This window comes from Pseudomonas sp. 22515 (assembly GCF_052044625.1).
Taxonomy (GTDB): Bacteria; Pseudomonadota; Gammaproteobacteria; order Pseudomonadales; family Pseudomonadaceae; genus Aquipseudomonas; species Aquipseudomonas alloputida.
The window spans coordinates 49377-63497 of the sequence record NZ_JBQENN010000025.1; the positions used below are offsets into that span (position 1 = coordinate 49377).

The following is a 14121-nucleotide window of genomic DNA, read 5'->3' on the forward strand; positions in this document are numbered from 1 at the left end:
CCCTGAAATGAATCAGCCCGCCCCCATTTGGCACACCTTCTGCAACTGCCTTGGCAAGCTGCGCCACGGCGCGCTCCACAAAAACAACGAGAAGGTATCCCTGATGGATAACGCCACCTCCCTGCCCGCCGGGGCGGCCACCGCGCCTGCCGCAGAAAAAACCACCGCCAGCCGCCTGAAGTCGATCTTCAGCGGGTCCATCGGCAACATGGTCGAATGGTACGACTGGTACGTCTACGCCGCATTCTCGCTGTACTTCGCCAAGGCCTTCTTCCCCGCCGGCGACTCCACCGCACAACTGCTCAATACCGCTGCGATCTTCGCCGTGGGCTTCCTCATGCGCCCGATCGGTGGCTGGCTGATGGGCCTGTACGCCGACCGCAAGGGCCGCAAGGCCGCGCTGATGGCGTCGGTACTGCTCATGTGCGCAGGCTCGCTGGTCATCGCCCTGACCCCAGGTTATGAAACCATCGGCGTCGCCGCACCTGTCCTGCTGGTCATCGCGCGCCTGCTGCAGGGCCTGTCGGTGGGTGGTGAATACGGCACCTCGGCCACCTACCTCAGCGAGATGGCCAGCAAGGAGCGCCGTGGTTTCTTCTCCAGCTTCCAGTACGTGACCCTGATCTCTGGCCAGCTCATCGCCCTGGCGGTCCTGATCGTCCTGCAACAGACCCTGACCACCGAGCAGTTGTACGCCTGGGGCTGGCGCGTGCCGTTCGTGATCGGTGCGCTGTGCGCCGTGGTGGCCCTGTACCTGCGTCGCGGCATGGAAGAAACCGCCTCGTTCACCAAGAAGGAAAAGGCCAAGGAAAGCCTGATGCGCACCCTGCTGCGTCACCCCAAGGAGCTGATGACCGTCGTCGGTCTGACCATGGGCGGCACCTTGGCCTTCTACACCTACACCACCTACATGCAGAAATACCTGGTCAACACCGTAGGCATGAGCATCAGTGACTCGACCACCATCTCGGCCGCCACGCTGTTCCTGTTCATGTGCCTGCAGCCGGTGATCGGTGGTCTGTCCGACAAGATCGGTCGCCGTCCGATCCTGATCGCTTTCGGTGTACTCGGCACCCTGTTCACCGTCCCCATCCTCAGCACCCTGCACACCATCCAGACTTGGTGGGGTGCGTTCTTCCTGATCATGGCCGCACTGATCATCGTAAGCGGCTATACCTCGATCAACGCCGTGGTCAAAGCCGAGCTGTTCCCTACCGAGATTCGCGCCCTGGGCGTGGGCCTGCCGTATGCCCTGACCGTGTCGATCTTCGGTGGCACCGCCGAATACGTGGCCCTGTGGTTCAAAAGCGCTGGAATGGAGAGCGGCTTTTACTGGTATGTCACCGCCTGTATCGCCTGCTCGCTGCTGGTTTACGCGACCATGAAAGACACCAAGCAGCACTCGCGAATCACCACTGAATAACGCTGGCCTGGCAGTACTAAAAGGGGCGCTCCATTGCATGGAGCGCCCCTTTTTCATTCAGACCTTTCCTTCTTAACGCCCTATTAATTCCACCTTTTCAAGCTGCAATGGCTGGCAGAACGTTGGCGCCCGCGCGAACGCTCCCAAGCCAGGCTTGCGGCCTGAAGCACGGCATACGCGCACAAACACATCGAATAAATAGATTATTAAGCACTATTTTTTGCGCTTTTTAATCAAATTATTCGGCGTAGGATTAAACCCATAGAAACAAACAACTCACAAACCCCTGGAGCAACGACCATGAAAAACAAACTGATCCTCACCTTGGCCCTCTCGGTTTTCGCAGCTGGCGCCTTCGCCGAAGATGGCTTCGACCGGACCGACGCTCACACCTTTGCCGCGGTTCAAACCCAGTCAGCCAGCTACGCTGAAGACGGCTTCGACCGCACCGGCGGCCAACGCTTCGCCGAAGACGGCTTCGACCGCACCGGTGGCCAACGCTTCGCTGAAGACGGCTTCGACCGCACCGGCGGCCAGCGCTTCGCTGAAGACGGCTTCGACCGCACCGGCGGCCAGCGCTTCGCTGAAGACGGCTTCGACCGCACCAACGCGCACCGCATCAGCTGATACCTGATTGCGAGCACCCAGCCCGGCTTCGGCCGGGCTTGATCATTTGCACACGAGCTCAGGCTTGGCACACTAGGCACCTTGTCCACCAGGAGGTAGGGCCAACAAGCCCAGCACAGATGTATTACTACGAACCCGCCAAAGGCCACGGCCTGCCGCACGACCCGTTCAATGCCATCGTCGGTCCCCGCCCTATCGGCTGGATCTCCTCTCAGGACCGCGAAGGCCGCCTGAATCTGGCGCCTTACAGCTTCTTCAATGCGTTCAACTACATCCCGCCGATCATCGGTTTCTGCAGCGTCGGGCGCAAAGACAGCCTGAACAACATCGAGCAGACCGGTGAGTTCGTCTGGAACCTGGCCACCCGCCCACTGGCCGAGCAAATGAACCTGAGCTGCGCACCGGTTGCTGCCGAAGTGAACGAATTCGAATTGAGCGACCTCACTGCCGCACCGTCTAGCATCGTCAAGGTGCCGCGCGTGGGTGAAACGCCGGTAGCCTTCGAGTGCAAGGTCAGCCAGATCGTCCAGCTCAAGCGCGCCGACCAGCAAGAGGTGCCCAGCTGGCTGATCCTTGGGGAAGTGGTGGCGGTGCACATTGCCGAGCACCTGTTGAACAACGGCATCTACGATACCGCTGCCGCCGAGCCGATCCTGCGCGGGGGTGGCCCGGCGGATTACTTCGAGCTGGGCAACCTGTTCAAGATGGCCCGGCCGCCGGCCTGATCACCAGACCAGCTCACCCTCTTCGCTGACGCCCTGCAGGCGTTGCAGCTCGGCGGTGGCCGCTTCGTCGGCGGCCACAGCGCCCTTGAACACCTGCCCGTCGAGAACCTTGTGAAAACGCGGCGCACCGCCCATGCCCAAGGCTTTGACTGCGATGGCCGCGTGGTAGCCGCCACCTTCCACCGGCACCATCGCCGATACCGCTTCGAAATGAGTGAATTCCTTACGTGCCATGTTGCTGTCCGCGTGATTGAACAAGGGCGTCACTTTACCTCATCCACGCTCAGTCGAAGGTATGCAAGTCCAGGCTGCTGACCACCTGAGCCTGCACCAGCTCACCGAACACCTCCAGTGTCGGTGAAGCAAAGTAGCCACTCATCGCCTGCTGGTCCTGCCAGCTTCCGCTGAGCAACCACAGGTCAGCATCAGCCTGAGAACGCTGCACGGTGAAACTCAGGCATCCCGGTGTACGCAGCGAGGGCTCGAGCAGGTCACGCAGGCGCGCGCCCAGCTCTGCCGAGCGCCCGCTGCTGGCACGGATGAAAGCAAGGTGGGTGACCGGTTGTTTAAGGGTCATTGCACAATCTCCTTGAAGCAGGCGGACGGAAAAGCCAGGCTGCCAAGGTTAGGCGCTCACCCGCGCGGCGCGTTAGGCCATTACTGCATGTCGATTGCCTGATCCTGCAGCACGGCAGGATCAGGCAATCGACATGCAGCTTTCGACTAGCGCCCGTCTTTGCCCAAACCTATGCTGCGTCGGTCAGCAGAGGAAAGCCATCATGACCACCGCCACGTCCACCGAACCGACCCTGGAACTGCAGCGCCTGGAGCTGGCCGAGCTGATCAACCGCCACGCGGGCGAGCCCTATGGCCCAGCATCGGCCATCGATGACCTGTACCTGGTGCGTTACACCGAAAATGTGCGTTCTGTACCCACCCTGGCGCAGCCTGCCCTGTGCATCCTTGCCCAAGGCAGCAAAAGCCTGTTCCTGGGTGACGAGCAGTACGCCTACGACCCACTGCATTACATGGTCGTTTCGGTGACCTTGCCACTCAGTGCCGTGAGGCTGGATGCCAGCCCCGAGAACCCAAGCCTGGGCCTGCGCATGGACCTGGACCCGGCCGAGATCAGCCAGCTGATCGCCGAGAGCGGACCGATGCTGGTACCCAATCGACCTTCCGGCCGTGGTTTGTATGTGGAAAGGACTGATGCCGCGTTACTCGATGCCCTGCTGCGGTTGCTGCGGCTGCTGGACACCCCGCGCGACATCGCAATGCTGGCGCCGCTGTTCCGCCGCGAGATTCTCTACCGCCTGCTGCGTGGGCCGCAGGGTTACCGGCTGTATGAAATTGCCTTGGCCAACAGCCAGACCCACCGGGTTTGCCAGGCCATCACTTGGCTCAACAACAACTTCCAACAGCCGCTGCGTATCGAGGACCTGGCCCGTGAGGTCAACCTCAGCACCTCGACCTTGCACCACCGCTTCAAGGCCGTGACCTCGATGAGCCCGCTTCAGTACCAGAAGCAACTGCGCCTGCAAGAGGCGCGGCGGCTGATGTTGAACGACGGGCTGGAGGCGGCGGTGGCGGCTTATCGGGTGGGTTATGAAAGCCCGTCGCAATTCAGCCGTGAATACAGCCGGCTTTACGGCGCGCCGCCAATTCGCGATGTGGCTCGGTTGCGGGCTACTGCGGTCTGAAGCTCGACACTCGCCTGCCCCGGCGCTTTCGCGGGTAAACCCGCACCTGCAGGTTTTTGCACAGATGCGAAAATTGCGCGCTGCCTGCAGGCACGAGAGGCCGATACAGGCAATCGCAATGCTTCAACCCAACACCGCGGCCTGCCACTGATTCTGGTCCACCTGAATCAAGGTCGGCCCCTTGCGCTCCACCGCTTGCCCGAGCGCCGCCTGCAATTGGGCAATATCGGCCACGTTCTCTGCTGCCGCGCCCAACGCTCGCGCCACGCCGATGAAATCCGGGGTATGGATATCAACCCCGACCGGCTCGATCGCCCGATTGACCATGTATTTCTTGATTTCCTCGTACCCCTGGTTATTCCACAGCAGCACGATCAGCGGTACCTGTGCCTCCACTGCACTGGCCAGTTCCGGCAGGGTGAACTGCAAACCACCATCACCAATCAGGCACACCGCCGGAGCCCGTTCGACGGCCTGCTCGGCACTGCCCAACCAGGCGCCCATGGCTGCTGGCAACGCGTAACCCAAGGTGCCGTAACCGGTCGAGGCGTTGAACCAGCGGCGTGGCTGCTCCATGTCGAGTGTCAGGTTGCCGGTGTACACAGGTTGGGTCGAGTCGCCCACCAGAATCGCATCAGGCAGGCGCTCCAGTATGGCGCTCAGCAAACGTGTCTGGCTCAGGGTGGGCTGGTCCCAGTCTGCCGCCAGCACCTTGCGCAGGTTGGCCACGCGAGCCATGCCCCAAGTGCTTTCGTGCGCTGGCTGCGGCTGGGCTTGCAAGGCACCGAGCAGCGCTTCGGCTGCCAGCTCGGCATCGGCTACCAGCGCCAGCTCCGGCAGATAATTACGCACGGTCTGGTCCGGGTCGATGTCAATGCGCAGCAGCCTGCCCGGGATCTCGAAGCCTCCCTTGAAGGTCACGTCATAATCGGTTTCAGCCAGTTCGGTACCGATCGCCAGCACCACGTCGGCCTCGGCCACCAGCGCCCGTGTGGCGGGTAACGACTGGGTCGAGCCGATCTGCAATGGGTGGCTGGCTGGCAGCAAGCCTTTGGCATTGATGGTCAACGCCACCGGGGCCTGAAGGAGTTCGGCCAGGCGTGCCAACGCAGCGCCCGCAGCCAACGCCCCGCCACCGGCCAGAATCAGCGGCCGACGCGCACTGGCCAGTCGCTCAGCCATCTGCGCCACGGCCTGCGGTGCAGCCCCTGCCCGACTGCCCCGTACAGGGCGGCCCGGCAGCAGGAAGTCGGCCGGTTCAACCAGCACATCGAGCGGGATTTCGATATGCACCGGGCGTGGCCGGGCACTGTCGAACACGGCAAATGCCCGGGCCAGCACCTGCGGCAAGTCGGCTGCACTCATCAAGGTGTGGGAAAACGCCGCCACACCCGATACCAGCGCGGCTTGGTTAGGCAGTTCGTGCAGCTTGCCACGGCCACCGCCCAGCTGGTCACGGGACTGCACGCTGGAAATCACCAGCATCGGGATCGAGTCGGCATAGGCCTGGCCCATGGCAGTGGTGATATTGGTCATGCCCGGGCCTGTGATAATGAAGCACACCCCGGGTTTGCCGCGGGTACGCGCATAGCCGTCAGCCATGAACCCGGCACCTTGCTCATGACGCGGGGTGATGTGGCGAATGGAAGAGCCCGCCAGGCCACGATAGAGCTCCACGGTATGTACACCGGGGATGCCGAAGACATGATCGACGCCATAGCCTTCAAGGAGTTTGACCAGTACTTCGCCGCAGGTTGCCATCAGGGGTCACCATGAATCGTGTTGGGGTATGCCCTTATTGGACCCAAGCCACGGCTATCGCCACAATGTAAAAAAACACATACTAGCCATGTCCTGTGATCATGGCTTACTGCAATGAAACGCCTCCCGCCCCTGCCTGCCCTGCACACGTTTCTGGTCACCGCCCAGCACTGCAACTTCACCCGCGCCGGGCAGCAGTTGCACATCACCCAGGGCGCTGTCAGCCGCCAGATTGCAGCCCTCGAAGAACACCTCGGCTATGCCCTGTTCAAGCGCGAGGCACGTGGGTTGAGCCTGACCCGTGAAGGCCTGGACTGGCTGCCACGGGTGCAGCAGGTGTTCGCCCTGATCGAACAAGGGGTGCGCGAGGTGGGTGAGCACAGCACGACCTTGCAGCTGAAGGCACCCACCTGCGTAATGCGCTGGCTGCTGCCGCGCCTGATGGAATGGCAGGCACTGCGCCCGGATGTGCCGGTTGAGCTGACCACGACCGTGCAGCACGGGGTGGATTTCCGTCGCGAGGGCTTCGATGCGGCAGTGGTCTACGGCGATGCGCCGAACCACGGGCTGCAGGTGCGCAAGCTGTTCGATGAGCAGCTGACCCCGGTGTGCGCACCGTCACTGCGTGAAGGGCCAGTGCCGTTGCAGCAGGTGGAAGACCTGGCCCGACATATGTTGCTGCATCCCTCGCGGGATGAACACGACTGGCGGTTGTGGTTGCAGGCGGCTGGAGTGACGCTCGCCACGCATGGGCCTAAACAACATTTCGAGACACTGGACATGGCGATGGCCATGGCCTCGCAGGGGACAGGGGTGGCAATCGGTGACTGGTCGCTGATTGGCGATGACCTGCGCGGTGGGCGGTTATGCATGCCGTTTGCGCTGAAGGTGCTGACAGGCAAGGGGTATTACCTGGTGAGCCAGGCCAGGAGCTTGCCGCCGGGGCTGCTGGAATTGCTGGACTGGCTGGAGGGCCAGGCCAGCCTGTGACGGCCCTTTCGCAGGCTCACCCGCTCCCACAGGTTTGCACAGGCCTTGGTAGCTGTACGGTACCCATGGGAGCGGGCATACCCGCAACGCAGGCGACTCAATAGCCGACTGTGAACCGTTGCCGCGAGTGCTGCGGCTTCTCCAGCTCATCCAGCATGGCAATCGCATAGTCGGCAAACGTGATCCAGCTCTTGCCGTCCGCACCGATCAACAGATGATCCTTGCCCAGCGTATAGTGACCTCTACGCTCACCCTCAACGAACTCAGCCGAAGGCGAAAGGAAGGTCCAGTCCAGGTTCGGCTCGCGCCGCAGCGCCTCCAGAAAACGCACGCCGGCACTGGCCTCGGCTTTATACGCCTCCGGGAAATCCGGGCTGTCGATCACCCGGTGCCCTGACGGCAGCAACAAGCTACCGGCGCCACCCACCACCAGCAGGCGCTTGACCCCGGCGCGCTTCACCGGCTCGATGATGGCGTGCGGCTCCATTGTCGAGAAATGCGCGGCACTCAACACAGCGTCCATACCTGCGACCGCTGCCTGCAGGGCCGCGCTGTCCGTGGCATCCAGCGACTTGACGGTCACACCCTCACGCCCTTCCAGCGTGGAAGGGTCGCGGGCTATGGCCAGTACACGGTGACCACGGCGCAGGGCCTCTTCCAGTAACTGGCTGCCAGCACGGCCGGTGGCACCGATGATTGCGATCTTGCTCATGAAATACTCTCCATCAGTTGAACGGAATGACCGCCCTTGGTGACCTTCGCCGCCAGCGCCAGGGCACTCGCCTGCCGGCTTCGGGTAACGCCTTCTACCAAACAATGCGCATAGCTTAGTTACCCGATTCGTCACAAAAAATGCGATGCTCAGACATAGTTTGTTTCTGAAATCGGGCAAATCATGGACCGTCTCAACGCCATGCGGGTATTCGTCACAGTCATCGACCTGGGCAGCCAGTCGGCGGCGGCGGACTATCTGCAGTTATCGCGGCCGGTCGTGTCGCGCTACCTGGCAGAGTTGGAAGACTGGGTTGGCACGCGGCTGATGCAGCGAACCACGCGCAAGCTCAGCCTCACGGCAGCCGGCCAGGAAACCCTGCCTCGCTGCCGGCAACTGCTGGAACTGGCCGGCGACCTGCAGGCTGCCGTGCAGCAGCCGGAAGACGCGCCAAGGGGGGCACTGCGTATCAGCGTCAGTACCTCATTCGGCCAGGCACAGCTGGTGGATGCAGTGGCCGCCTATGTGCGGCGCTTCCCTGACGTGAAGGTAGAACTGCAGATGCTCGACCGCACCGTCAACCTGGTGGACGAGCGCATCGACCTGGCCATTCGCACCAGCAATGACGTGGACCCCAGCCTCATCGCCCGGCGCCTGAGCGTGTGCCGCTCGGTCGTGTGCGCGGCACCCGCCTACCTGAATGAGCGAGGCACGCCGCAACGGGTTGAGGAACTGAGCCTGCACAACTGCCTGACCCATGCCTACTTCGGACACAGCTTGTGGCATTTCGCGGTAGCCGGCCAGCAGGTCGCCGTGCCCGTATCCGGAAACATCAGTGCCAACGAAGTGATGACCCTGCAAAGGGCTGCGCTGGCTGGCGCAGGTATCACCATGCTGCCAACCTACCAGGCCGCAGACGCCATACGCCGGGGTGAACTGGTGCGTCTGCTGCCCGAGGCCAAACCGCGGGAACTGAACCTGAATGCGGTGTATACGTCGCGCAAACACATGCCGGCGACCTTGCGCAGCATGCTGGATTTCCTGGTGCAGCGTTTCAAGGACGAACCGGAGTGGGATCGGGATCTATACTAGTGGCGTACACCCCTATCGCTGTCACGGGAGGTGAGCACCATGGGCATCAAATCCAGAAGAGTCGCCCTTGTCATGGCCCTTACCGCAGTCGCAGGGCTGTATGGATCAGCCTGCTGGCGCGCCGAACTGCTACGCAGCCAGCCCAGCGTCGCCAATAGCTGCGAGCAGGCACATTGCGTGCCTCACAGTGCAACCTTGAGCGCCGTCCGTTGAATGGACGGCGCCCTGCTGATCACTCTTCGACGCTCATGTATTCCTTGGCCCAGCGAATGTAGTCTTCAGGCTGGGTGTAGGTGTGCGAGAGTTCGGTGGCACTGAGGTTTTCCGACTTGTTCTGCCGACCACGCTGCAGCCGCAGGCAGTCGTAAGTGGCCTTGATCGCGGCAAAGTAAGCCGCATGGCCATCGACCACGATGCGCACGCCCAGACGCGCCAGGCGCTCGTCATCGCGCAGGTTCGGGTTGCCATAGGTAACCAGCATCAGCGGCACGGTCAGGTGCTCGGCAATCTGTTCGAGCTGCTCGAAGTCCTTGACCCCGACCATGCAGATGCCATCAGCGCCCGCCTTCTGATAGCTCTGGGTACGCACGATGATTTCTTCGGTGCTGAGTACGCCCGCGTTGGTACGGGCAATGATCGACAGGGACGAATCGACTCGTGCCTCCAGCGCCGCGCGGATCTTGCCAACGCCCTCCTCGACCGGGATCAGGTCAGTGGACTTGCGCCCGAACTGGGCAGGCAGCAGGGTGTCCTCGATGGTCAGTGCGGCCACACCGGCGCGCTCCAGTTCGATCACCGTGCGCATCACGTTCAGTGCGTTGCCATAGCCATGGTCGGCGTCGGCCAGTACCGGCAGTTGCGCGACCCGACCAATGCGGGTGGCCTGCTCGACGAACTCGCTGAGGGTGATCAGAGCGAAGTCTGGAGCAGCCAGTACCTGCAACGAAGCGACCGAACCGCCGAGGATACCGACTTCGAAGCCCAGGTCTGCGGCAATGCGTGCCGACATCGGGTCGAACACCGAGGCAGTGTGGAAACACGAACCCGAAGCGAGCAGCTCGCGGAAGGCAAAACGCAAATCTTGGTGGGAAGCCTTGGGCATGATCACTCCGCAAAAAAGTTGAAATTTGAACGGTAACTACCGACCCCTGTAATCGGGTCTACCTGACCTGTTCCAACCGTCGCCATCTGGGCGGTCATGCTCGACATGCAGGCAGAGGAATAAAAGGTGTGGGAGACAGCGGACTGAAAAACCTGCGGCAATATGCTGCACCAACCTGGTGCAACCCCCGGATTTCAGCCTCTGTGGCATACCAACGATATCACGCAGCCATGCAGCACTGGATGAATGCGCCAATGCCGATCTTGCATAGGGGATGCAGATAGTACATAGGAAGCTACCTAACTCAGGTTACAATCCGAGGGCTTCTGTGAGAGCAGGCTTGCCCGCGAAGGGGCCGCCATAGACAAACAAGGTATTCCCGTGACCGCCGCCCTGCCCCCCACCGCCCTGCGCAACGTGCTCACCGCCCTGATGCTGGCCATCTTCCTCGGCGCACTGGACCAGACCATCGTCGCCGTCTCGCTGCCCGCCATCTCGGCGCAGTTCAGCGATGTCGGCCTGCTGGCCTGGGTCATCTCCGGTTATATGGTGGCCATGACCGTGGCCGTGCCGATCTACGGCAAACTGGGCGACCTTTACGGCCGGCGCCGGATGATCCTCACCGGCATCAGCCTGTTCACCCTGGCCTCCATTGCCTGCGCCATGGCCCAGGACATGCCGCAACTGGTGCTGGCCCGGGTACTGCAGGGTATCGGCGCAGGCGGGATGGTCTCGGTGAGCCAGGCAATCATTGGCGACTTCGTGCCCCCACGCGAACGCGGCCGCTACCAGGGCTACTTCAGCAGCATGTACGCCGCGGCCAGCGTGGCCGGGCCAGTGCTGGGCGGCTGGTTGACCGAGTACCTGTCGTGGCGCTGGGTGTTCTGGATCAACCTGCCGCTGGGGCTGGTCGCCTTGTGGGCCATTCGCCGTGCGCTCGCTGACATGCCGGTGCAGCGTCGCGAGGCACAGGTGGACTACCTTGGCGCCATGTTGTTGATTCTCGGCCTTGGCAGCCTGCTGCTGGGCATTACCTTGGTGGGCCAGGGCCACGCCTGGGCCGACCCGGCCGTGCTGGCGCTGTTCGGCTGCGCCCTGCTGGGCCTGGCGCTTTTCATCGCACACGAACGCCGCTGCCCAGAACCGCTGCTGCCGCTCAGCCTGTTCGGCAACCGTGTGGCAGTGCTGTGCTGGGCGGTGATCTTCTTCGCCAGCTTCCAGTCCATTTCCCTGACCATGCTGATGCCCTTGCGTTACCAGGGCATTACCGGCGCCGGTGCCGACAGCGCCGCCCTGCATCTGCTGCCGCTGGCCATGGGGCTGCCCATGGGCGCCTTCACAGGAGGCCGGATGACCAGCAGGACCGGGCGCTACAAGCCACAGATCCTGGCCGGTGCACTGCTGATGCCAGTGGCCATTTTCGCGATGGCACTGACTCCGCCGCAATCAGCGTTGCTCAGTGCGCTGTTCATGCTGCTGACCGGTATAGCCTGCGGGCTGCAATTCCCGACCTCACTGGTGGGTACACAAAGTGCGGTGGCCAGCAAGGACATCGGCGTGGCCACCAGCACCACCAACCTGTTCCGCTCGCTGGGCGGAGCCATGGGCGTAGCGTGCATGTCCAGCCTGTTGCTGGCACTGCTGCATCAAGGTGGTTTCGACTTGACGGGTAACCCGTTGCTGGGGAGTTTGAAGGCCGCAGAGGTGGACCTGGTGACTCAAGGGCGGTTGCTGGAGACGTTCAGGCAACTGCTGATGGGGAGTGCGCTCGTCGCGGTGCTGGGACTGTTCGCGGCATTTGCTTTGCCTGACCGGCAATTGCGCGGCCGCTGAAGGTTGCACACGCGCTGCCGCCTTGTGGTGCGAACAGCTGCAAGGCGGCGGCGACCTTAATCTCCCCTTAACACAAAGGGGAAACACTCCCTCACAATCCTTAACAAAGTGTCATTTGCGCAGAGCCGGGCTCAAGCGCAGCATATCCAGCCCGGTGTCGACCCATTTTTCGACATCACCCAACAGATCGACACTGTCAGGCAGCAATAGCCAGCGCCCGATCAGGCCATCGACATAGGCAAACATGGCCACCGCCGCGCGCTCGACATCCAGCTCGCCAGGCAACTGGCCCCGGCGTACGGCATTGGCCAGCGCCAGGGTGATGCCCTTGTGGCAATCCAGCACCGCACTCTGGCGCTGCTGGCGAATTTCACACATGTCATCGGTGAACTCGCACTTGTGATGCAGGATTTCATTGATACGACGGGTTCGGGCATCGAGCACCAGCTCGTTGAACACTTGCAACAGCAGCTTGCGCATGCAGCCAAGCGGGTCGAGTTCATCCTCGCTTTCGCTCGCGCGCGCCAAATGGTCATGGGTCTCGCGCAGGCTGTCGAGCAACGCCTGCACCAGCTCGGCCTTGTTGTTGAAGTGCCAGTAGATCGCCCCCCGCGTCACACCCGCCAGTTCGGCGATGTCGGCCAGGGTGGTTCGCGCGACCCCGCGCTTGTAGAAGGCCCTTTCCGCCGCCTCGATGATCTGGGCACGGGTTTCCTGGGCTTCTTCTTTGGTTCGACGGACCATGGCAGTACAACCTCATCTGGCCCGAACGCGCAGCGCGTGCGGGGAACGCTCCGGGGGCACCTCTGCCGGGGCCTCTCGGATAAGCTAATCAAGCGCTGAGGCTGTACCTGAGTACCACCCAGCAGTATTTACAAACAACCATGAATGTAAGTATATTCCTTAGCAAGCTATTTATCCACCGGATAGCATTTTTTCCAGATCAAGATCTCTTCCATTACTCTTGAGCGTCTCCCTGCTCCAGCGACCCGAGGATCCTCATGCAATTCAAGCCAGCCGTTACCGCTCTGGTTTCCGCCGTCGCCCTGGCAACCCTGCTCAGTGGCTGTAAGAAAGAAGAAGCAGCGCCAGCGGCGCAGGCTCCTCAGGTCGGCGTCGTGACCATCCAGCCGCAAGCCTTCACCCTCACCTCGGAATTGCCGGGGCGAACCAGTGCCTACCGCGTCGCCGAAGTGCGCCCGCAGGTCAACGGCATCATCCTCAAGCGCCTGTTCAAGGAAGGCAGTGAGGTCAAGGAAGGCCAGCAGTTGTATCAGATCGACCCTGCCGTGTACGAAGCCACCCTGGCCAATGCCAAGGCCAACCTGCTGGCTACACGCTCACTGGCCGAACGTTACAAGCAACTGATTGACGAACAGGCCGTCTCCAAACAGGAGTACGACGACGCCAATGCCAAACGATTGCAGGCTGAGGCTTCGCTCAAGAGCGCACAGATCGACCTGCGCTACACCAAGGTTCTGGCGCCAATCAGCGGCCGTATCGGTCGCTCTTCGTTCACCGAGGGTGCACTGGTGAGCAATGGCCAGACCGACGCCATGGCCACCATCCAGCAGCTCGATCCTATTTATGTCGACGTTACCCAGTCCACCGCCGAGCTGCTCAAGCTGCGCCGTGACCTGGAAAGCGGCCAGCTGAAGAAGGCCGGCGACAACGCCGCCTCGGTTCAACTGGTACTGGAAGACGGCAGCCTGTTCAAGCAGGAAGGCCGCCTGGAGTTCTCCGAAGTCGCGGTGGACGAGACCACCGGCTCGGTGACCCTGCGCGCGCTGTTCCCCAACCCCGATCACACCCTGCTGCCAGGCATGTTCGTGCATGCGCGGCTCAAGGCCGGGGTCAACGCCAACGCCATCCTGGCACCGCAACAAGGCGTGACCCGCGACCTCAAGGGCGCACCCACCGCCCTGGTGGTCAACCAGGAGAACAAGGTTGAACTGCGCCAGCTCAAGGCCAGCCGCACCTTGGGTAGCGACTGGCTGATCGAGGAAGGCCTCAACCCGGGTGACCGCCTGATCACCGAAGGGCTGCAGTACGTGCGCCCAGGCGTCGAGGTGAAGGTCAGCGATGCCACCAACGTCAAGAAGCCGGCCGGCCCTGATCAGGCCAACGCGGCGAAAGCAGACGCCAAAGCGGAGTAA

14 protein-coding genes are annotated in these 14121 nt (G+C 62.2%); 8 read left to right on the forward strand and 6 right to left on the reverse strand.

Translation table 11 applies throughout. The features are described 5' to 3' along the window. Window positions 1-103 precede the first annotated feature (103 nt). The 3 genes from ACTJJN_RS21250 (at window position 104) to ACTJJN_RS21260 (ending at window position 2775) form a co-directional block, all read left to right on the forward strand. Window positions 104-1423: an MFS transporter gene (locus tag ACTJJN_RS21250; RefSeq protein WP_003251986.1), complete on the forward strand. Its 1320-nt coding sequence runs from the start codon at window positions 104-106 to the stop codon at window positions 1421-1423. Between the two features lie 300 nt (window positions 1424-1723). After that, window positions 1724-2050 (forward strand): hypothetical protein, encoded by a 327-nt coding sequence (locus tag ACTJJN_RS21255; protein WP_014592240.1) that lies wholly within the window; start codon window positions 1724-1726, stop codon window positions 2048-2050. Between the two features lie 119 nt (window positions 2051-2169). Further along, window positions 2170-2775: a flavin reductase family protein gene (locus tag ACTJJN_RS21260; protein WP_440781594.1), complete on the forward strand. Its 606-nt coding sequence runs from the start codon at window positions 2170-2172 to the stop codon at window positions 2773-2775. Here the strand turns inward: ACTJJN_RS21260 and ACTJJN_RS21265 are convergent, their stop codons facing one another. Next, the gene (locus ACTJJN_RS21265; RefSeq protein ID WP_014754353.1) at window positions 2776-3042 is read right to left on the reverse strand and encodes a hypothetical protein; all 267 of its coding nucleotides are present in this window, start codon (window positions 3040-3042) and stop codon (window positions 2776-2778) included. Window positions 3043-3058: 16 nt separating this feature from the next. Next, complete coding sequence (locus ACTJJN_RS21270; RefSeq protein ID WP_010952504.1) at window positions 3059-3352, reverse strand: putative quinol monooxygenase; 294 nt, start codon at window positions 3350-3352, stop codon at window positions 3059-3061. A gap of 202 nt (window positions 3353-3554) precedes the next feature. Between ACTJJN_RS21270 and ACTJJN_RS21275 the strand changes: the two genes are divergently transcribed. Continuing rightward, complete coding sequence (locus tag ACTJJN_RS21275) at window positions 3555-4475, forward strand: AraC family transcriptional regulator (protein ID WP_003251974.1); 921 nt, start codon at window positions 3555-3557, stop codon at window positions 4473-4475. A gap of 123 nt (window positions 4476-4598) precedes the next feature. Here the strand turns inward: ACTJJN_RS21275 and ACTJJN_RS21280 are convergent, their stop codons facing one another. Next, on the reverse strand, window positions 4599-6236 hold the full coding sequence (locus ACTJJN_RS21280) for a 5-guanidino-2-oxopentanoate decarboxylase (RefSeq protein ID WP_440781595.1): 1638 nt from the start codon (window positions 6234-6236) through the stop codon (window positions 4599-4601). Window positions 6237-6350: 114 nt separating this feature from the next. Between ACTJJN_RS21280 and ACTJJN_RS21285 the strand changes: the two genes are divergently transcribed. After that, a complete protein-coding gene (locus ACTJJN_RS21285; protein WP_012053627.1) occupies window positions 6351-7226 on the forward strand; it encodes a LysR substrate-binding domain-containing protein in 876 nt (291 codons plus the stop codon). Between the two features lie 97 nt (window positions 7227-7323). On the opposite strand, the gene ACTJJN_RS21290 is transcribed toward ACTJJN_RS21285, so the two are convergent. After that, complete coding sequence (locus ACTJJN_RS21290; protein WP_003251968.1) at window positions 7324-7938, reverse strand: NAD(P)-dependent oxidoreductase; 615 nt, start codon at window positions 7936-7938, stop codon at window positions 7324-7326. 183 nt (window positions 7939-8121) lie between these two features. On the opposite strand from ACTJJN_RS21290, the gene ACTJJN_RS21295 reads away from it, so the two are divergent. Further along, a complete protein-coding gene (locus ACTJJN_RS21295) occupies window positions 8122-9030 on the forward strand; it encodes a LysR family transcriptional regulator (RefSeq protein ID WP_014754356.1) in 909 nt (302 codons plus the stop codon). Between the two features lie 232 nt (window positions 9031-9262). Here ACTJJN_RS21295 and ACTJJN_RS21300 read toward each other — a convergent pair whose 3' ends face one another. Beyond that, window positions 9263-10132, reverse strand: coding sequence for an isocitrate lyase/PEP mutase family protein (locus ACTJJN_RS21300; RefSeq protein ID WP_003251963.1), 870 nt, complete (start codon window positions 10130-10132; stop codon window positions 9263-9265). A gap of 381 nt (window positions 10133-10513) precedes the next feature. Between ACTJJN_RS21300 and ACTJJN_RS21305 the strand changes: the two genes are divergently transcribed. Further along, window positions 10514-11965 (forward strand): MDR family MFS transporter, encoded by a 1452-nt coding sequence (locus tag ACTJJN_RS21305; protein ID WP_014754359.1) that lies wholly within the window; start codon window positions 10514-10516, stop codon window positions 11963-11965. A 111-nt stretch (window positions 11966-12076) separates the two neighbouring features. Here ACTJJN_RS21305 and ttgR read toward each other — a convergent pair whose 3' ends face one another. After that, window positions 12077-12709 carry an efflux transport transcriptional regulator TtgR gene (ttgR, locus tag ACTJJN_RS21310; RefSeq protein WP_012053630.1) on the reverse strand — a complete coding sequence of 211 codons (633 nt, stop codon included), beginning with the start codon at window positions 12707-12709 and terminating at the stop codon, window positions 12077-12079. A gap of 257 nt (window positions 12710-12966) precedes the next feature. Here ttgR and ttgA point away from each other — a divergent pair, with 257 nt between their 5' ends. Continuing rightward, window positions 12967-14121 carry a toluene efflux RND transporter periplasmic adaptor subunit TtgA gene (gene ttgA, locus ACTJJN_RS21315; RefSeq protein ID WP_003251957.1) on the forward strand — a complete coding sequence of 385 codons (1155 nt, stop codon included), beginning with the start codon at window positions 12967-12969 and terminating at the stop codon, window positions 14119-14121.